The 19,269-nt window shown below is 71.3% G+C and carries 13 protein-coding genes; all 13 read left to right on the forward strand.

Annotated features, from left to right (window positions below; translation table 11 throughout):
- Positions 1-2: 2 nt before the first annotated feature.
- Positions 3-2,531: a response regulator gene (locus tag LXT12_RS08475; RefSeq protein ID WP_233391115.1), complete on the forward strand. Its 2,529-nt coding sequence runs from the start codon at positions 3-5 to the stop codon at positions 2,529-2,531.
- A gap of 354 nt (positions 2,532-2,885) precedes the next feature.
- Positions 2,886-4,034 carry a galactonate dehydratase gene (dgoD, locus tag LXT12_RS08480; protein ID WP_233391116.1) on the forward strand — a complete coding sequence of 383 codons (1,149 nt, stop codon included), beginning with the start codon at positions 2,886-2,888 and terminating at the stop codon, positions 4,032-4,034.
- A 165-nt stretch (positions 4,035-4,199) separates the two neighbouring features.
- Positions 4,200-5,105 (forward strand): 2-dehydro-3-deoxygalactonokinase, encoded by a 906-nt coding sequence (locus LXT12_RS08485; protein WP_233391117.1) that lies wholly within the window; start codon positions 4,200-4,202, stop codon positions 5,103-5,105.
- 2 nt (positions 5,106-5,107) lie between these two features.
- Positions 5,108-5,725, forward strand: coding sequence for a 2-dehydro-3-deoxy-6-phosphogalactonate aldolase (locus LXT12_RS08490; protein ID WP_233391118.1), 618 nt, complete (start codon positions 5,108-5,110; stop codon positions 5,723-5,725).
- 28 nt (positions 5,726-5,753) lie between these two features.
- Entirely contained in the window at positions 5,754-8,159 is a 2,406-nt protein-coding gene (locus LXT12_RS08495; RefSeq protein ID WP_233391120.1) for a beta-galactosidase, read from the forward strand.
- Positions 8,156-9,070: an SMP-30/gluconolactonase/LRE family protein gene (locus tag LXT12_RS08500; RefSeq protein ID WP_233391122.1), complete on the forward strand. Its 915-nt coding sequence runs from the start codon at positions 8,156-8,158 to the stop codon at positions 9,068-9,070. The genes LXT12_RS08495 and LXT12_RS08500 overlap by 4 nt, the downstream gene beginning before the upstream one ends.
- Positions 9,071-9,082: 12 nt before the next feature.
- Positions 9,083-10,069: an arabinose ABC transporter substrate-binding protein gene (locus LXT12_RS08505; protein WP_233391123.1), complete on the forward strand. Its 987-nt coding sequence runs from the start codon at positions 9,083-9,085 to the stop codon at positions 10,067-10,069.
- Between the two features lie 143 nt (positions 10,070-10,212).
- Positions 10,213-11,724 (forward strand): L-arabinose ABC transporter ATP-binding protein AraG, encoded by a 1,512-nt coding sequence (araG, locus tag LXT12_RS08510; protein ID WP_233391125.1) that lies wholly within the window; start codon positions 10,213-10,215, stop codon positions 11,722-11,724.
- A gap of 150 nt (positions 11,725-11,874) precedes the next feature.
- Positions 11,875-12,855 carry an L-arabinose ABC transporter permease AraH gene (gene araH / locus LXT12_RS08515; protein ID WP_255763526.1) on the forward strand — a complete coding sequence of 327 codons (981 nt, stop codon included), beginning with the start codon at positions 11,875-11,877 and terminating at the stop codon, positions 12,853-12,855.
- Positions 12,856-12,921: 66 nt separating this feature from the next.
- The gene (locus LXT12_RS08520; RefSeq protein ID WP_233391126.1) at positions 12,922-15,171 is read left to right on the forward strand and encodes a glycoside hydrolase family 3 N-terminal domain-containing protein; all 2,250 of its coding nucleotides are present in this window, start codon (positions 12,922-12,924) and stop codon (positions 15,169-15,171) included.
- The gene (locus tag LXT12_RS08525) at positions 15,168-15,962 is read left to right on the forward strand and encodes an SDR family oxidoreductase (RefSeq protein ID WP_233391127.1); all 795 of its coding nucleotides are present in this window, start codon (positions 15,168-15,170) and stop codon (positions 15,960-15,962) included. The genes LXT12_RS08520 and LXT12_RS08525 overlap by 4 nt, the downstream gene beginning before the upstream one ends.
- A gap of 20 nt (positions 15,963-15,982) precedes the next feature.
- Complete coding sequence (locus LXT12_RS08530; protein WP_233391128.1) at positions 15,983-16,939, forward strand: LysR family transcriptional regulator; 957 nt, start codon at positions 15,983-15,985, stop codon at positions 16,937-16,939.
- A gap of 128 nt (positions 16,940-17,067) precedes the next feature.
- Positions 17,068-19,269 carry a LamG-like jellyroll fold domain-containing protein gene (locus LXT12_RS08535; protein ID WP_233391129.1) on the forward strand — a complete coding sequence of 734 codons (2,202 nt, stop codon included), beginning with the start codon at positions 17,068-17,070 and terminating at the stop codon, positions 19,267-19,269.

Below are 19,269 nucleotides of genomic sequence, written 5' to 3' on the forward strand. Positions count from 1 at the left end.
CCGTGACCACTTCCCCCCGCCTCGCCGCACGCCCCGACACCGCCGTGGACGACGGCCAGCGCATCAACGTGCTCATCGTCGACGACGAGCCCGCCAACCTGCTGGTGCTGGAGACGGTGCTCGACGACCCGGGCTACCGCGTCGTGCGCGCCCTGTCCGCCGACCAGGCGCTGCGCGCGCTGATGGCCGACGAGTTCGCCGTCATGGTGCTGGACATCCAGCTGCCCGACATGAACGGCCTGGAGCTGGCGCAGATGATCAAGGAGCGCAAGAAGACCGCCCACCTGCCCATCATCTTCCTGACCGCCTACTTCGATCAGGACCAGCACCGCCTGCAGGGCTACGGCACCGGCGCCGTCGACTACCTGAACAAGCCGGTGAACCCGACCATCCTGCGCTCCAAGGTGGCGGTGTTCGCCGAGCTGCACCGCAAGACGCGCGAGATCCAGCGCGCCAACACCGCCCTGCTGGCCGAGGTGGAGGAGCGCCGCCGCGCCGAGGAGAGGCTGCGCGAACTCAACGAGACGCTGGAGCGGCGCGTCGTCGAGCGCACCGAGGCCCTGCTGCAGGCCGACCGCAAGCTCCAGGCCACGCTGAGCAGCATCACCGACGGCCTGCTCCTCATCGAGCCCGACGGGCACATCGGCTATGCCAACGAACAAGGCGCCCTGCTGCTGGGGCGGCATGCGAACGAGCTGGTCGGCCGGCACCGGCGCGAGGTCTTTCGCAGCTCGGAGTTCGAGGCCGGCTTCCAGCGGGCCGTCGGCGGCCACGAGGCCGTGTCCTTCGAGGCCTTCTTCGACGGTACCGCCTCGGGCGTCGGCGAGCGCTGGCTGCAATGCCACTGCTATCCGTCGGAGGAGGGCCTGTCGGTCTACTTCCACGACGTGACGGACCGGCGCGAGCTGCAGCTGCGCCGCGAACAGCTGCTGGCGGCCGAGCAGGCGGCCCGCAGCGCCTCCGAGCACGCGGCCCACGCCAAGGAGCAGTTCGTCGCCGCGGTGAGCCACGAGCTGCGAACGCCGCTGGCGGCCATCATCGGCTGGGCCAACGTGCTGGCCCAGCCCGGCATCGAGCCGCTGACCCTGCAGCGCGGCATCCAGGCCATCGCCCGCAATGCCCAGGCCCAGTCCTTCCTGGTCTCGGACCTGCTGGAGATGAGCCGCATCGTCGCCGGCAAGCTGCGCATCGACATGCAGCGCGTCGACCTCGGCGAGATCGCCGCCGCCGCGGCCGAGACGGCGCGGCCGACCGCGCATTCGCGCCAGCTCGAGGTGGAGCTGCGCGCCGCGGCCGAGCCGGCCGAGATGTTCGGCGACCCCAGCCGGCTGATGCAGATCGTCATGAACCTGCTCACCAACGCGATGAAGTTCACGCCCGCCGGGGGGCGCGTGACGCTGGCGACCGCGGTGCAGGCGGAGTCCGTGGAACTCGTCGTCAGCGATACCGGCCAGGGAATCGCCGCCGAGTTCATGCCGCGGCTCTTCGACCGCTTCAGCCAGGCCGACGGTGCCGACGCGCGCCTGCATGGCGGCCTGGGCCTGGGCCTGTCCATCGTCAAGAACCTGGCCGAGCTGCACGGCGGCGAGGTGTCGGCCAGGAGCGCCGGGCCGGGGCAGGGGGCCGCCTTCATCGTGCGCTTTCCGCGGGCCAGCCACTCGCCGCTGCGCTTCGGCAGCTCGGGCTGGATGGAGGGCGACATCGAGGGCGGCGAGGCCTCCATCGCCGGGCTGCGTGTGCTGGTGGTGGACGACCATGCCGACGTGCTGGAGGTGCACGCGCGCCTGCTGACCGAGCATGACGCGCTGGTCACCACGGCCGGATCGGCCGAGGCGGCGCTGGAGCTGCTGCGGGAGCGTCGCTTCGACCTGCTGCTCAGCGACCTGGGCATGCCGGGCATGGACGGCTACGACCTGATCCGCCGGGTGCGCGGGGAACTCGGGCTGACGGCGGAGGTGCTGCCGGCCGCCGCCGTGACGGCCTTCGTCCGCAACGAGGACCGCGATGCGGCCCTGGGCGCGGGCTACCAGCGCTGTCTGCAAAAGCCGGTGTCGCCGATGTTGCTGGTGCGCGCCGTGGCTCAGCTCGGGGCGCACCGGCTCGCGCCGGCGCCGGCTGCCGAGGCGGCGGGCACGCCGCCCGTCCAAGGCGGGCGCAAGGATGCCGTCGCCCTGCGCGCCCTCTTCGTCGAGGACAACGAGGACCTGCGCGAGCAGACGGCTTGGATGCTGGAGGAGGAGGGGCTGGAAATCCGCGCCTTCGCGACGGCGGAAGACGCGCTGGCCTGCTATGCGCCGGGCGAGGTGGACGTCGTCATCACCGACGTCAGCCTGCCAGGCATGTCGGGCATCGACCTGGCGCGCGCCGTGCTGCGGCGTTCACCCGAGGCCTGGGTGGTGTTCTCGTCGGGCTACCCGATGGGCAACCGGCTGGCCGACTTCGGGCCGCACGTGCGCGCCCTGCTCAAGCCCTTCGATTTCGCGGACATCCACCGCCTGGTGGACGAGATCCGGGCCGACCTCCACCCCTGAGCCGCCGGGCGGCGGCTGCGTGAGGCGTCGCGCCTCAGGCGGAAATGGCGGTGTTGTCGCCGAAGGTGATGGTGTCGCCGAGCTGGCCCAGCAGGGCGATGGCGGACACGGCGAGGGTGATCAGAAGCAGTTCCATTTCTTTCTCTTTCGTCTTGATTGCAACGACTTCATTCTAAGGGTTAGTACCGAGTCAGCAAGGGTAAACCCTATGCATCGCTCGCATGGCACGATGCTGTAACTCGGCGCTCTCCGCCGGAGATATCCCGAATCGATATAGAAAAAGCGAAAAAATCCATATTTCACGACTAGCGCCGGCGCCTAAGCTGGATTCCGTTCACCGAAGCGGCCTAGCCCATGCGAATCACCAAGCTGACGACCTACCGCGTCCCCCCGCGCTGGATGTTCCTGAAGATCGAGACCGACGAAGGCGTCGTCGGCTGGGGAGAACCGGTCATCGAGGGCCGGGCCCGTACCGTGGAGGCGGCCGTGCACGAACTGGCCGACTACCTCGTGGGCCAGGACCCGTCCCGCATCAACGACCTCTGGCAGGTCATGTACCGCGCCGGCTTCTACCGCGGCGGCCCCATCCTGATGAGCGCCATCGCCGGCATCGACCAGGCCCTGTGGGACATCAAGGGCAAGGTCATGGGCCAGCCGGTCCACGAACTGCTGGGTGGCCTGGTGCGCGACAGGATGAAGGTCTATTCATGGGTCGGCGGCGACCGCCCGGCCGACGTCATCCGCGACATCAAGCGCCTGCGCGAGGGCGGCTTCGACACCTTCAAGATGAATGGCACCGAGGAGCTGGCCATCGTCGACAGCGCCCGCAAGGTCGACGAGGCCGTGGCCCGCATCGCCGAGATCCGCGAGGCCTTCGGCCACGAGATCGAGTTCGGCATCGACTTCCACGGCCGCGTGGCCGCGCCCATGGCCAAGCCGCTGCTGAAGGCCCTGGAGCCCTACCGCCCGCTGTTCGTGGAGGAGCCCGTGCTGGCCGAGCAGGCCGAGCAGTACCCCCGCCTGGCCGAGCACACCAGCATCCCGCTGGCGGCTGGCGAGCGCATGTTTTCGCGCTTCGATTTCAAGCGCGTCTTCGCGGCCGGCGGCATCGCCATCGTGCAGCCCGACCTCTCGCATGCCGGCGGCATCACAGAGTGCTTCAAGATCGCGTCCATGGCCGAGGCCCACGACGTGGCCTTCGCGCCCCACTGCCCCCTCGGCCCGGTGGCGCTGGCGGCCTGCCTGGCGGTGGACTTCGTGTCCCACAACGCCGTGCTGCAGGAGCAGAGCATGGGCATCCACTACAACCAGGGTGCGGAGCTGCTGGACTTCGTCAGCAACCCCGAGGACTTCCACATCGCCGACGGCTTCATCAACCCGCTGCGCAAGCCGGGCCTGGGCGTCGAGATCGACGAAGAGCGTGTCATCGAGGCCAGCAAGACGGCGCCGGACTGGCGCAACCCGGTCTGGCGCCACGTCGATGGCAGCGTTGCCGAATGGTGATGGGTGCCCCTCGCCTGGTCCCGCACCGGCTGAACGCCGGCGAGCCCAGTCGGTCCCCCGAGGGGACGGCGATGCTCGCGGCGTTGAGCCGCGAGCACATCGCCTGCGGGCCGGCTAGGGACGGCCCGTCGCTCGGCCCGCAACCCCATGCCTTCGACCGCTGACATGGCTGATCCACAACTCATTGCTCTGGACTGGGGCAGCACGCGGCTGCGCGCCTTCCTGCTCGGCGCTGGCGGCGAGGTGCTGTTGTCACGCCAGTCCGACGCGGGCGCGTCGACGCTGTCCGGCACCGAGGCCTTCGAGCAAGCGTTGGCTACGCTGGTGGGCGACTGGCGCACGGCCCAGCCGGCGCTGCCGCTGCTGGCCTGCGGCATGGTGGGCAGCCAGCACGGCTGGCGCGAGGCGCCCTACGTCGCCTGCCCCGCTGATGCCACCGAACTCGCCGCCAGGGCGCCGCAGGTCCATGAGCGGCTGTACATCATTCCCGGCCTCGTCGACGACATCGCCACGCCCGACGTCATGCGCGGCGAGGAAACGCAGATCTTCGGCGCCCTCGCCCTGCATCCCGAACTGGCCGGCGACGCCTGCCTGGTGCTGCCGGGCACACATTCCAAATGGGCACGCGTGGCGGCCGGGCGGGTGACCGGCTTCGCCACCCACATGACCGGTGAGCTCTTCGCGCTGCTGCGCCAGCATTCGGTGCTGGCCCGGCTGATGCCTGCCGACGGCAGCTCGCCGGCTTCGCCCGAGGCCTTCGTGCAAGGCGTGGATGCCGCGCGTGAAGACGGCGGCCTGGCCCACCAGCTCTTCGCCGTGCGCACCCTGGGCCTCTTCAAGCAGCTCGCGCCCGAGCAACTGCCCGACTACCTCTCCGGCCTGCTGATCGGCCACGAGATCGCCGGCGAGCTGAAGCGTGCCCCGCAGCGACTGGCCCTGGTCGGCGACCCGGCCCTGTGCGCACGCTATGCCCAGGCCCTCGCCCGCTTCGGCCAGCCGGCGCCGCTGCTGCTGGACAACACCGCGCCCGCAGGCCTGTGGCGGCTGGCCCAAACCATGAAACTGATCTGACCATGCTCGCCTCCGCACTCCAGCAGCTCCCCCTCGTCGCCATCCTGCGCGGCGTCAGGCCCGACGAGGTCGAGGCCATCGCCGACGCCCTGTACGCCGAGGGCTTCCGCGTCATCGAGGTGCCGCTGAACTCGCCGCAGGCGACGGAGTCCATCGGCCGCCTCGCGCGCCGCATGCCGGCCGACGCCCTGATCGGCGCCGGCACCGTGCTCAGCACCGAGGCGGTGGCCGAGGTCGAGGCCGCGGGCGGGCGCCTCATCGTCATGCCGCATGCCGACACGGCCGTCATCCGGGCCGCCAAGCAGCGGGGCCTGGCCTGCATCCCTGGCGCGGCCACGCCGACCGAGGCCTTTGCCGCCGTGCAGGCCGGCGCCGACGCCCTCAAGCTCTTCCCGGCCGAACTTGTCACGCCCACGGTGCTCAAGGCCATGCGCGCCGTGTTGCCGCGCGAGCTGCGGCTGCTGCCGGTCGGCGGCATCACGCCCGAGACCATGGCCGTCTACCGCCAGGCCGGGGCGGCCGGCTTCGGCCTGGGCTCGGCGCTGTACAGCCCCGGCATGGCGGCCGATGACGTGGGCCGGCGGGCTCGCGCCTTCGTGCAGGCCTGGGGCGCGCTCTGACGGGAACGCCGAGGCCGAAGGACCGCCCATGGCCCGCATCCTCCCGCTCGGCGCGGCGCTGCTGCTGACGGCCCTCGGCGCTGCCGCGGGAGCGGACACGCTGCTGAAGCTGGATGCCCGGGCGCCGGTGCCGGCGCCGCAGACCGGCTACCTCAAGCTCGGCACCACGCGCACGCCCCAGGGCCACACGCTGGCGGTCAACAGCCGGTACCTGCTGCGCGACGGCCAGCCCTGGCTGCCCGTCATGGGCGAGTACCACTACAGCCGTGCCCCCGCCTCGCAGTGGGACACCGAGCTGCGGCTGATGAAGGCCGCCGGCATCGACATCGTCGCGAGCTATGTGTTCTGGAACCACCACCAGGAGCGGCCCGGCGCCATCGACTGGAAGGGCAACCGCGACCTGCGTCGCTTCGTGCAGCTGGCCCAGGCCGCGGGACTGCAGGTGGTGGTGCGCCTGGGCCCCTGGGCGCACGGCGAGTCGCGCCACGGCGGCATCCCCGACTGGGTCGTCGACGCCATGCCCACGCGCAGCAACGACGCCGAGTACATGGCCCACGTCGAGCGCCTCTACGCCGGGATCGGCGCCCAGCTCAAGGGCCTGCTGTGGAAGGACGGCGGCCCCGTCATCGGCGTGCAGATCGAGAACGAATACAACCTCCGCGGCCCGGGCCGGGGCGAGGACCACATCCGCGCCTTGAAGGCGCTGGCGCTCAAGGCCGGCCTGGACGTGCCGCTCTACACCGTCACCGGCTGGGACGGGGCCGCCTACCCGTCGGGCGAGGTCACGCCCGTCTTCGGCGGCTACCCCGACGAGCCCTGGGCGACGAGCACGACCGAGCTGGCGCCCAAGGAGACCTACGCCTTCCGCTTCGACACCCGCGTCAGCGGCGACCTCGGCGCGCAGACCCGGGCCCGCGGGGCCGGCACCGCCGAGACCGACAAGGACAAGGTGCCTTTCCTCGGCGCGGAGTACGGCGCCGGCCTGCCGGCCATGTACCGGCGCCGCACGCGGGTGTCGCCCGACGACGTCGCGTCGATGCTGCCGGTGCAGCTCGGCTCGGGCGTCAACCTGCTGGGCTATTACATGTTCCACGGTGGCCGCAACCCGGTGGGGGCGGCCGGCCGGGGCCTGGAGGAAAGCTCCCTGAGCGGCGGCTACAACGACACGCCGCGCATCAGCTACGACTTCCAGGCACCCCTCGGCCCCGACGGCCAGCAGCGCGAGGTGCTGACCCGGCTGCGCCCCTTCCACTACCTGCTGCACGACTACGGCGGCCCGCTCGCCGCCATGACGGTGCGCCGGCCCGAGCAGGTGCCGGCCTCGCCCGCCGACCTGCAGATGCCGCGCTGGTCGGTCCGTGCATCGGGCGACCGCGGCTTCCTCTTCTTCAACAACCACGTGCGCCAGCACGCCATGCCCGTGCAGGCCGGCGTGCGCTTCGAGGTCGCGCTGCCCGGCGGCACGGTCACCCTGCCGAGCCAGCCGGTGGACATCCCCAGCGGCGCCTATTTCGTCTGGCCCCTGAACCTCGACCTCGACGGCGTGCCACTGCGCTACGCCACCGCCCAGCCCGTGGCCCGGCTGGATGCGGGCGCGCTGGGCATCGTGCATGTCTTCGCGCCCACGCCCGGCATCGCGGCCGAGTTCGCGCTGGCGGACGGCGTCAGGACGATGTCGTCCGAGGGCGCGCAGATGCTGGCCATCGGCAAGTCCAAGGGGCGCCCGGTCAACGTGCTGCTGCTGTCGACCGAGGAACTGGCGCGCTTGCAGGTCCTGGACGTGGCGGGCCAGCGCCGCCTCGTCTTCAGCGAGCAGCAGGCCTGGGTGGCCGACGGCAAGCTGCAGTTGCGCGGGCTGGCCACGCAGCCGCTGCGCGCAGCCGTGTTCCCGCCCCTGCCCAAGCCGCGCGCCGCCGGGCTGCTGACGCGCCAGGACGGCGCCTTGCAGCGCCTGGAGTTCAAGGCCGACGCCAGCGAACCCAGCCTGCGGGTCACGGCCGCACGGCCGGCGGGCAAGGCGCCGCCCGTGCTCAAGGGCGGCCCCGCCGGCGCCGCGCTGCAGCCCGCCCCCGAGGCCTTCGGCAGCGCGGCGACCTGGTCGCTGCAGCTGCCCAGGCCGCTGGCGCCCCGGGCCGAGGACGTGCTGCTGGAGCTGGACTTCGTCGGCGACATCGGCCGCCTCTTCGCCGGTTCCAGGATGCTGGACGACTGGTACTACAACGGCCAGCGCTGGCAGGTCGGCCTCCGGCAGTTCGATCTCGCGCCCGGCCAGACGCTGAGCCTGAGCGTGTTGCCGCTGCAGGCCGACGCGCCCATCTACATCGACGCCGCGCACCGGCCGGCCTTCGCCGAGGGCCAGACGCAGGTCGCCGAGCTGCGCGGTGCGCGCCTGCTGCCCCTGCGCCGCGTCGCCATCGCCTGGGGGCGTCGATGATGGCCGACACCGCCCTCGACCTCGCCCTGCCGTGCAACGCCACCCTCGGCGAGGGCCTGCTGTGGCACGACGGCCGCTGGTGGTGGACCGACATCGAGGCGGCCATGCTGCACGCCTGGCGGCCCGGCGAGACGGCGCCGGCGTCCTGGCGCCTGCCCGACCGCCTCGGCTGCTTCGCCCATTGCCGCTCGGGCCGCCTGCTGCTCGGCCTGGCCAAGCGCCTGGCCATGGCCGCGCCGGGTGACGGGCCGGAGCTGGCCCAGCTGCGGACCGTGGCCCCCGTCGACGCCGCCGAGCCGCGCACGCGCATCAACGACGGCCGCACCGACCGGCGCGGCTACTTCGTCTTCGGCACGATGAACGAGGCCGTGGAGCGCCGGCCCAGGTCGACCATCGCCAGCTTCTACCAGTACTCGCTGCGGCACGGCCTGCGCCGCCTGGCCCTGCCGGCGGTGGCCATCGCGAACAGCATCTGCTTCAGCCTCGACGGCCGCACCCTGTACTTCTGCGACACGCCCACCCGGCGCATCCTGCAGTGCGACTACGACGCCGAGACGGCCCAGGTCGACCGCATCCGCCCCTTCACCGAGATGGACCGCCCCGACGCCTGGCCGGACGGCTCCGTCATCGACGCCGAGGGCTGCCTGTGGAATGCGCAATGGGGCGCCGGCCGCGTGGCGCGCTACGACCCCGACGGCCGGCTCATGGGCGCGATGACCGCCCCGGCCGCCCACGCCACCTGCCCCGCCCTCGGCGGCGAGGGCCTGGACCGACTCATGCTGACCACCGCCCGCGCCGAGCTGGACCGCGAGGCCCTGGCCGCGCAACCGCTGTCGGGCAGCCTCTTCGGCCTGCGCCTGCCGCAGGCCCTGGGCGTGCCCGACACCCTGTTCGACGATCAAGACCGATAGAAGGAGACCCCGATGAACAAGCAACGACGCCTCTGCGCCGCCCTCGCCCTCGCCCTGCTGGCCGCCCCGCTGGCCCTGCACGCCGCCGAGCCGGTCAAGATCGGCTTCCTGGTCAAGCAGGCCGAGGAGCCTTGGTTCCAGGACGAATGGCGCTTCGCCGAGCAGGCCGCCAAGGACAAGGGCTTCACCCTCGTGAAGATCGGCATCCCCAACGGCGAGAAGATGATGGCCGCCATCGACAACCTGGCGGCGCAGAAGGCCGCCGGCTTCGTCATCTGCGCGCCCGACGTGAAGCTCGGCGTGGCCGTGAACCGCGCGGCCAAGCGCCACAACCTCAAGGTCATGTCGGTGGACGACCAGCTCGTCGACGGCGCCGGCAAGCCCATCGCCGACATCCCCCACATGGGCATCTCGGGCTACGAGATCGGCAAGCAGGTCGGCCAGGCCCTGGCTGCCGAGGCGAAGGCGCGGGGCTGGAAGCTCGACGAGGTCGGCGCGCTGCGCGTGGCTTTCGACCAGCTGCCCACCGCCCGCGACCGCACCACGGGCGCCGTCGATGCGCTCAAGGCCGCCGGCCTGCCTGCCGGCAACGTCGTCGACGCCCCCCAGGCCAAGACCGACACCGAGAGTGCCTTCAACGCGGCCAACATCGCCTTCACCAAGAACGCCAGGTTCAAGCACTGGGTCGCCTTCGGCCTCAACGACGAAGCGGCCCTGGGCGCCGTGCGCGCCGCCGAGGGCCGCGGCATCAAGCACGACGCCATGCTGGCCGTCGGCATCGGTGGCAGCCAGACGGCGCTCAACGAATTCACCAAGCCCACGCCCACGGCCTTCTTCGGCACCGTGCTGATCAGCCCCAAGCGCCACGGCTACGAGACGGTCGTGGCCGTCTACGAATGGGCCACCCAGGGCAAGGCGCCGCCGCCCTTGACGCTGACCAGCGGCGTGCTGATGACCCGGCAGAACCTCGTCGAGATCCGGCGGCAGATGGGGCTGTGAGATGAAGCGGCTTGTACTTCGACCGCCCAGGAACACGGCCACAGAGGCACAGAGACACAGAGAGTCCTCTGCGATCTCGACCACTTTCTCTGTGCCTCTGTGTCTCTGTGGCTGTGTTTTGCAGTGTTGCGAGGTCAACTGACATGTCCTCCCTGCAGTTCGACAACATCACCAAGACCTTCCCCGGCGTGAAGGCGCTGAACGGCGTGAGCTTCGAGGCGCGGCCCGGGCAGGTGATGGGCCTGCTCGGCGAGAACGGCGCGGGCAAGAGCACGCTGCTGAAGATCCTCGGCGGCCAGTACCGCCCCGACGGCGGCCGGCTGGTCATCGACGGGCAGGAGCGCCATTTCCACTCGGCGGGCGATGCCATCGCCGCCGGCGTGGCCATCATCCACCAGGAGTTGCAGTACGTGCCCGAGCTGACCGTGGCCGAGAACGTGCTGCTGGGCCGGCTGCCGACGCGCCTGGGGCTGGTCGACCACCGCGCCGCGCGCCGCCGCGTCGCGGAGCAGCTGGCCGCCATCGGCGTCGACCTCGACCCTGCCGCGCGCCTGGCCGACCTGTCCATCGCCCAGCGCCAGATGGTGGAGATCTGCAAGGCCGTCATGCAGGACGCCAAGGTCATCGCCTTCGACGAGCCCACCAGCAGCCTCTCCCACCGCGAGACGGAGATCCTCTTCCGCCTGGTCAAGCGGCTGCGCGCCGAGGGCCGCACGCTCATCTACATCTCGCACCGCCTCGAAGAGCTGTACGCGCTGTGCGACGCCTGCACCATCTTCCGCGACGGCCGCAAGATCGTCACGCACGAGGTGATGGCCGAGGTCAAGCGCGAGCGCCTCATCGCCGACATGGTCGGGCGCGAGCTGCAGGACATCTACGACTACCACAGCCGCCCCCAGGGCCCCATCCGGCTCGAAGCCCGCGGCCTGCACAGCGAGCGCCTGCCGGTGCCGCTGAGTTTCGGCGTCAGGGCTGGCGAGGTGCTGGGCTTCTTCGGCCTGGTGGGCGCCGGCCGCAGCGAGCTGATGCGCCTGCTCTACGGCGCCGACGCCCGCCGCGGCGGCGAGGTGCTGCTGGACGGCCAGCCCGTGCCCGGCGGCGGCCCGGCGGCAGCCATCGCGGCCGGCATCGTGCTCTGCCCGGAGGATCGCAAGGAGCAGGGCATCCTGGCTCATGCCTCAGTGGCAGAGAACATCAACATCAGCTGCCGCCGCCACGGCCTGCTCGGCGGCGTCTTCCTGCGCCACCGCCAGGAGGCCGAGCGCGCCGACGAGTTCATCCGCAAGTTGCGCATCAAGACGCCGGGCCGCGAGCAGGAGATCCGCCTGCTGTCCGGCGGCAACCAGCAGAAGGTCATCCTCGCGCGCTGGCTGGCCGAGCCGGGGCTCAAGGTGCTCATCCTCGACGAGCCCACCCGCGGCATCGACGTCGGCGCCAAGAACGAGATCTACAAGATCATCCACGACGTGGCGGCTTCGGGCTGCTGCGTCATCGTCGTCTCCAGCGAGCTGCCCGAGGTGCTCGGCATCGCCGACCGACTCATCGTTATGCGCGACGGCCGCATCAGCGGCGAGCTGCCGCGCGGTGCCGCCAGCGAGACCGCCGCGCTCGCGCTGGCCCTTCCGGACCGAGCGCCTCCTGCGCATGTGCATTGAATTGAAAACCAAACAAAGCCACAGAGGCACAGAGTCACAGAGGCAGCGGGATGAAGTCCTCTCTGTGGCTCTGTGCCTCTGTGGCTGTGTTCTCTTGCCGCAGGTCGCTGCAGGTTTCATGCATCGCGACTGCGGAAATGGACAACTGACATGAACACCACGACTCTCACGCCCCGCCCCGCCATGAATTCCGCCGCCCGCGCCCTGCTCAAGGAGCACAGCATGACGCTGGGCTATGGCCTGCTCTTCGTCGTGCTGGCCTTCACCGTCGAGAACTTCTTCTCGACGGCCAACGTCATCGGCCTGCTGCTGTCGGTCGCGCAGATCGGCATGGTGGCCTGCACCATGATGTTCTGCCTGGCCTCGCGCGACTTCGACCTCAGCGTCGGCTCCACCATCGCCTTCGCCGGCGTGCTGGGGGCCATGGTGCTGGAGCGCACCGGCAGCGTGGGCCTGGCTGTGGGCGCCGGGCTGCTGGCCGGCGCGCTGATCGGCGCGGGCAATGGCGTGCTGATCGCCTATCTGCGCGTCAACGCGCTGATCGCCACGCTGGCCACCATGCTGATGGTGCGCGGCCTGGCCTTCATCGCTTCGCAGGGCCAGGCGGTGGGCATCGCCGATGAGACCTTCATCAGCTTCGGCGACACCGCCTGGCTGGGCCTGCCGCGGCCGGTATGGACGGCCGCGACCTGCTTCGTCGCCTTCGGCGTGCTGCTCAACCACACGGTCTTCGGCCGCAACACCCTGGCCATCGGCGGCAACCCCGAGGCCGCTCGGCTGGCCGGCGTGCGCGTGGAGCGGCTGCGCGTGTGGATCTTCCTGCTGCAGGGCGTCGTCACGGCCCTGGCGGGGCTGATCCTGTCGGCGCGCATCACCAGCGGCCAGCCCAATGCCGCCACCGGCTTCGAACTCGACGTCATCTCCGCCTGTGTGCTGGGCGGCGTGTCTCTGCAGGGCGGCAAGGCGCGCATCTTCGGCGTCGTCATCGGCGTGCTCATCATGGGCACGGTCGAGAACGTCATGAACCTGCTCAACGTCGACGCCTTCTACCAGTACCTCGTGCGCGGCCTCATCCTGCTGGCCGCCGTGCTGCTGGACCAGCTCAAGTCGCGGGGCGAACGCCGTGCCTGACCACGGCGGGCCTGCAGGCCTGAGAATGTGGAATCGGTTCCACCCTTCCACCCTTTCGAGGCGACCATGACACTCCGTCCCCTTTTCAGGACCCTGCTGCCCATCCTGCTGTCCTTCACCGCCGGCATGGCGCGGGCCGAAACCGCCGACATCGAGCGCCGCCTCGACGCGCTGATGGCGCAGATGACGCTGGAGGAGAAGGTCGGCCAGCTCAACATCCTGTCCGGCGAGACCCTGGCCACCGGGCCCGTCACCTTCAAGGGCGACCACGCCACCGAGATCCGCGCCGGGCGCATCGGCGCCATGCTCAACGTCGTGGGCGTCAACTCCACGCGGCAGTACCAGGCCCTGGCCCGCCAGTCGCGCCTGAAGATCCCGCTGCTCTTCGGCCAGGACGTCATCCACGGCTACGCCACCACCTTCCCCATCCCGCTGGCCGAGGCCGCCAGCTGGGACCTGCCGGCCATCGAGCGCTCCGCCCGCGTGGCCGCCACCGAGGCGGCCTCCGCCGGCATCCACTGGACCTTCGCGCCCATGGTGGACATCGCCCGCGACCCGCGCTGGGGCCGGGTCATGGAAGGCGCCGGCGAGGACCCCTACCTCGGCTCGCGCATCGCCGCCGCGCGGGTGCGCGGCTTCCAGGGTCGCGGCCTCGGTGAGCTGGACGCCGTCATGGCCTGCGTCAAGCACTTCGCCGCCTACGGTGCGGCCGTGGGCGGGCGCGACTACAACTCGGTGGACATGAGCGAGCGGCAGCTGTTCGAGACCTATCTGCCGCCGTTCAAGGCCGCGGCCGAGGCCGGCGCCGCGACCTTCATGAACTCCTTCAACGACCTCAACGGCGTGCCCGCCACCGGCAACCGCCACCTGCAGCGCGACATCCTCAAGGGCCAGTGGGGCTTCACCGGCTTCGTGGTCTCCGACTGGGGCTCCATGGGCGAGATGGTGACGCACGGCTACGTCAAGGACGACAAGGCCGCCGCCGAGGCTTCCATCCTCGCCGGCTCGGACATGGACATGGAAAGCCAGGTCTACGGCAAGCACCTGGCCGAGCTGGTGAAGGAGGGCCGCGTGCCGATGGCGACGCTGGACGACGCCGTCCGCCGGGTGCTGCGCAAGAAGTTCGAGCTCGGCCTCTTCGACGATGCCGACCGCTTTGCCGACGCCGCCCGCGAGCGCTCCACCGTGGGCCGGCCGGAGTTCCGCCAGGCCGCCCGCGAGATGGCGGCCAAGAGCATCGTGCTGCTCAAGAGCGACGGCAGGACGCTGCCGCTCTCGCCCCGCCTCAAGACCATCGCCTTCATCGGCCCCATGGTCAAGCCGGCGCGCGGCAACCGCGGCGGCTGGTCGGTGTCGGTGCCCGGCCATGACGCCGACCGCGAAACCGTTTCGCAGTGGCAGGGCCTGGCCGAGCGCGCCAAGGCCAACGGCACGCGGCTGCTCTATGCCAAGGGTGCCGACATGATGGGCAGCGACCGCAGCGGCTTCGCCGAGGCCGTGCGCGTGGCACGCCAGGCCGACGTGGTGGTCGTCAGCGTCGGCGAGAGCTGGGACTGGAGCGCCGAGGCCAAGAGCCGCAGCGACATCGGCCTGCCCGGCGTGCAGGAGGATCTCGTGAAGGCCCTGCACGCCACGGGCAAGCCGCTGGTGGTGCTGCTGAGCGCCGGCCGGCCGATGGTGTTCGACTGGATCGCCGATCACGTGCCCAACGTCGCCTACACCTGGTGGCTGGGCAGCGAGGCCGGCCACGCCATCGCCGACGTGCTCTACGGCGACCACAACCCCTCGGCTCGCCTGCCCATCAGCTTCCCGCGCAGCGTCGGGCAGATCCCCGTCTACTACAACCACTTCAACACCGGCCGGCCCGCCACCGACGGCAAGCAGGAGGAGTTCAAGAGCGGCTACATCGACTCGCCCAACGCGCCGCGCTTCGCCTTCGGCCATGGCCTGAGCTACACGAGCTTCGCCTACGCCGGCCTGCGCCTGAGCACCACGCGGCTGGGCGCCCGCGACACGCTGACGGTGAGCCTGGACGTGCGCAACACCGGCGAGCGCGCCGGCGACGAGGTGGTGCAGCTCTACCTGCGCGACCGCGTGGCCTCGGTGGTGAGGCCGGTGAAGGAGCTCAAGGACTTCCAGCGCGTGCACCTGGCGCCAGGCGAGGTCCGCACGGTCAGCTTCCAGGTCGACCGCGACAAGCTCTCCTTCTTCAACGACAAGCTGCAGTGGGTGGCCGAGCCCGGCGAATTCGACCTCATGGTGGGCGCCGCCTCGGACGACATCCGCCTCTCGGCCCGCTTCGAACTCCTCGAATGAGCGCATCCCAGGCCTCGTCGGCCGGCGGCCGGCTCCAGGGCAAGGTCGCCCTGGTGACCGGCTCGACCCTGGGAATCGGCAAGGCCGTCGCCCGGCTCTTCGCCGCCGAAGGGGCGCGGGTCGTCCTCAACGGGCTGCCGGCCGAAGCCGGCCTCGGCGAGGCCCTGGTGGCCGAACTCGGCCCGGACCGCGCCCTCTTCATCGCCGCCGACGTGGCCGACGAGGCCGCCGTGCGCGCCATGGTGGAGCGCGGCGCGGCGCGCTTCGGCCCCATCGACGTGCTCGTCAACAACGCCGGCATGAACGTCTTCGCCGAGCCGCTGGCCATGACGGCCGAGCAATGGCGGCGCTGCCTGGCCGTCGACCTCGAGGGTGCGCTGCACTGCAGCCGCGCCGTGCTGCCGGGCATGCTGGCCCGCGGTGGAGGCAGCATCGTCAACATCGCCTCGGTGCATGGCCACCGCATCGTGCCCGACGCCTTTCCCTACCCCGTGGCCAAGCATGCCCTCATCGGCATGAGCAAGGCCCTGGGCATCCAGTACGCGGCCCGCGGCGTGCGGGTCAACTCCATCTCGCCGGGGCTGATCCTGACCGAGCGCATCCAGGCCTGGCTCGACGCCGCCACGCCCGAGGAGGCGCGCCGCCAGGTCGAGCTGCTACCCTGCAAGCGCATCGGCGAACCGGAAGAGGTGGCCTACACGGCCCTCTTCCTGGCCAGCGACGAAGCCCGCTTCATCAACGCGACCGACATCCTCATCGACGGCGGACGCTCCCAGCTTTTCCACGAGTAGGACCCGCCACCGGCCCACGCATGCCCGATCCGCGCACCGACCGTTTCGTCCGTTCGCACCTCAAGACCCGCCAATTGGTGCTGCTGGTGGAGCTGGGCCGCCATGGCTCCATCCTGCATGCGGCCCAGGCCGCCCACCTGACCCAGCCGGCGGCCTCCAAGCTGCTGGCCGACCTGGAGCATGCCCTCGGGGTCAAGCTCTTCGAGCGGCTGCCGCGCGGCGTCGCGCCCACCTGGTATGGAGAGGTCATGATCCGCCGTGCCGGCGCGGCCCTGGCCGAGCTGGACGCCGGCCACCAGGAGGTGATGGAGCTGCTGTCGGGCCTGAGCGGGCGTGTGGCCGTCGGCTCGGTGCTGACGCCCTCGGCGACGCTGCTGCCGGCGGCCGTCGTTGCGCTCAAGGCCCGCCAGCCGCGGGTGCACGTGTCGATCACCGTCGACACCAGCAAGCTGCTGACCGAGCAACTGCGCGGCGGCGGGCTCGACCTCGTCATCGGCCGCGTGCTCGACAGCGAGTCGGCCGCCCAGCTCAGCTTCGAGCCGCTGACCGACGAGCCCCACAGCCTCATCGTGCGCGCCGGCCATCCGCTCGCCGGACGCGGCGACCTCAGCCTGGCCGAGCTGGCCCGCCAGAGCTGGATCCTTCCGCCGGGCGGCAGCATCCTGCGCGACCGCCTGACGGCCTTGTTCCTGACGGCCGGCCTGGACCAGCCCCAGCAGGCCGTCGAGACCCTGTCCCTGCCCGTGGTGACCAGCCTGCTGTGCCAGTCCGACATGGTGGTGGCGCTGCCGCAGGAGCTGGTGCAGCCCTATCTGGACACCGGCCTGCTGACCGTGCTGGATTTCGACCTCGGCCTGCGCATGGACGCCTACGGCATCGTCACCCGCCGCGGCCACCAGCTCTCGCCCGGCGCCGAGCTGATGCTGGCCTGCCTGCGCGAGGTGGCGCAGCGCCGCCGGGACGAGCCCCGGCCGTAGACGCCGGGCGTCGCCGGAGGCCTGCCTTGGCGTGGATGCCACGCCAGCCGTCACAGGATGAAACCGTACCCCGCCTGTCGCCGGGTGTGGCAACAGAATGCGCGTCCGCTTTCTTCTGGCTGCCCCACATGACGGATTTCGACCTTGACGCCTTCCTCATGCCCGACGCGACCCGCCGGCAGTGGCTGCAGCGCGCCCTGCTGACCGGCGGCTCGGCCCTGGGCCTGGCCGGCTGCAGCGGCGGCGGTGCGGGGGCGCCGGGCGATGTGGCGGCGGGCGCGGGCGGCGCCTCGGCCCCGGCCGATGCGGTGGCCGGCAGCGCCCCGAAGGCCAAGGCCTTCACCCATCCCGGCCTGCTCCACACCGAAGCCGACTTCGCCCGCATGCGGAGCCAGATCGCCGCCAGGCGCGAGCCCTGGGTCAGCGGCTACCGGGCGCTGACGTCCAGCAGCCGGGCGCGGCTGGGGGGCGTGCCGCAGCCGCTGGCCACCGTCGTGCGAGGCGGCGATGGCGAGAACTTCCGCACCATGGTCGAGGACGTGCAGCGCGCCTACCAGCTCGCGCTGCGCTGGAAGGTCTCCGGCGACACGGCCTACGCCGACCTGGCGGTGACCTACGTCAACGCCTGGGTGTCGACGATGACGACGCTGACCGGCAACGCCGACCGCTTCATCGCCGCCGGCATCTATGGCTACCAGTGGGCCAACGCGGCCGAGATCCTGCGCACCTACGCTGGCTGGGCCGCGGCCGACGTGGCGGCCTGCCAGCGCTGGCTGCTCGCCGTGTTCTACCCGCTGACCAGCAGCTTCCTGAAGGACCACAACGGCTCCAACATCACCAACTACTGGGCCTCCTGGGACCTGCTGACGCTGGCCGGCATGCTGTCCTTCGGCGTGTTCTGCGACCGCCGCGACATCTACGACGAGGCGCTGGGCTACTTCAATCACGGCCGGGGCAACGGCGCGCTGCAGCACATGGTCTACGCCCGCCATCCCGGCCACCTCGGGCAGTGGCAGGAAAGCGGCCGTGACCAGGGGCACTCGACGCTGAGCATCAGCATGGCGGCCTGCCTGTGCGAGATGGCCTGGAACCAGGGCGACGACCTCTACGGCCTCGACGACAACCGCCTGCTGGCCGGTGCCGAGTACGTGGCCCAGTCCAACCTGCGCGACGCCGCCGGCAACTTCTACGCACAGCCCTTCTACACCTACAGCAACCGCCAGGGCACGATGACCGTCGTGTCCGATTCGGGCCGGCCCAACTACCGGCCGTGCTGGGAAGCCATCTACAACCACTACGCCAAGCGCCGGGGCCTGGCGGCGCCCTGGGTCGGGGCGCTGGCCGCGCAGCTCCGGCCCGAAGGCAACACCTGGCTCGGCGACGACCTGAGCTTCGGCACGCTGACCTACTCGCGTGATGCCGAGGCCACTCGCGTGCCGCCCAGCGGCCTGCAGGCCATCGTGCGCGGCGGCGCGGTGCAGCTGTCGTGGTGGGGCACGGCCGAGGCCGCTGCCTATGCCGTCGAGCGCATGCCGTCGGGCTCGGCCACCGCCACCGTGCTGGGCCAGGTCCAGGCGGGCGAGGTGTGCACCTGGACGGACGCCTCCGCCGCCCGCGGGCAGTGGCAATACCAGGTCAGGGCGCTCGACGGCGCGGGCGCGACGCTGGCGGTGTCGGCCGCGGCGGCGGCCGATCTCGACGTGCCGCTGCTGCTCAGCCTGCCCCTCGACGAGGGCCAGGGCACGGTCGCCCAGGACGCCAGCGGGCACGGCCTGAACGCCGTGCTCAAGGGCGGAGCCTCCTGGGACAGCGGCCGGCAGGCCGGCCGCCAGGCGCTGGCGCTGGACGGGGCCACGGGTCATCTCGAAATGCCGGCCGGCCTGCTCCACGGCGTTGGCGACGTGAGCCTGTCGGTCTGGGTCTGGTGGAGCGGCGTGGGCAGCGGCAACGCCCGTGTCTTCGATCTCGGCTCCAGCGACATCACCTACCTGGCCCTGCTGCTGAGCCGCGACACGATGCGGGTCAGCGTGACCAACACCAGCTACTTCGGCGAGCAGACCGTCTCGACCGGCGCGCTGGCCCAGGGCCGCTGGGTGCATCTGGCCGTCACGCTGCGCGATCGCACCTGCACCCTCTACGTCGACGGCGTCGCGGCCGCATCCATCGCCACCATGGACCTGGCGCCCTACCAGCTCGGCGCGACGACGCAGAACTGGCTGGGCCGGGCGCAGTACGGCCAGGACCCTTTCTTCAAGGGCCGGCTGCAGGACTTCCGCATCTACGGCGGCGCCCTGGATGCCGCCGCCGTCCAGGTGCTGGCCCGGGGCTGA

The organism is Pelomonas caseinilytica (assembly GCF_021353235.1).
In the GTDB taxonomy this organism is placed as follows: Bacteria; Pseudomonadota; Gammaproteobacteria; order Burkholderiales; family Burkholderiaceae_C; genus Pelomonas; species Pelomonas caseinilytica.

What these genes read in the sequence shown, in the direction of transcription:
- LXT12_RS08485 (WP_233391117.1), top strand. Translation starts at nt 4,200, where the DNA reads ATGGCTGATCCACAACTCATTGCTCTGGACTGGGGCAGCACGCGGCTG.
- araG (WP_233391125.1), top strand. Translation starts at nt 10,213, where the DNA reads ATGTCCTCCCTGCAGTTCGACAACATCACCAAGACCTTCCCCGGCGTG.
- LXT12_RS08535 (WP_233391129.1), top strand. Translation starts at nt 17,068, where the DNA reads ATGACGGATTTCGACCTTGACGCCTTCCTCATGCCCGACGCGACCCGC.
- LXT12_RS08530 (WP_233391128.1), top strand. Translation starts at nt 15,983, where the DNA reads ATGCCCGATCCGCGCACCGACCGTTTCGTCCGTTCGCACCTCAAGACC.
- LXT12_RS08495 (WP_233391120.1), top strand. Translation starts at nt 5,754, where the DNA reads ATGGCCCGCATCCTCCCGCTCGGCGCGGCGCTGCTGCTGACGGCCCTC.
- LXT12_RS08500 (WP_233391122.1), top strand. Translation starts at nt 8,156, where the DNA reads ATGATGGCCGACACCGCCCTCGACCTCGCCCTGCCGTGCAACGCCACC.
- LXT12_RS08525 (WP_233391127.1), top strand. Translation starts at nt 15,168, where the DNA reads ATGAGCGCATCCCAGGCCTCGTCGGCCGGCGGCCGGCTCCAGGGCAAG.
- LXT12_RS08520 (WP_233391126.1), top strand. Translation starts at nt 12,922, where the DNA reads ATGACACTCCGTCCCCTTTTCAGGACCCTGCTGCCCATCCTGCTGTCC.
- LXT12_RS08490 (WP_233391118.1), top strand. Translation starts at nt 5,108, where the DNA reads ATGCTCGCCTCCGCACTCCAGCAGCTCCCCCTCGTCGCCATCCTGCGC.
- dgoD (WP_233391116.1), top strand. Translation starts at nt 2,886, where the DNA reads ATGCGAATCACCAAGCTGACGACCTACCGCGTCCCCCCGCGCTGGATG.
- LXT12_RS08505 (WP_233391123.1), top strand. Translation starts at nt 9,083, where the DNA reads ATGAACAAGCAACGACGCCTCTGCGCCGCCCTCGCCCTCGCCCTGCTG.
- araH (WP_255763526.1), top strand. Translation starts at nt 11,875, where the DNA reads ATGAACACCACGACTCTCACGCCCCGCCCCGCCATGAATTCCGCCGCC.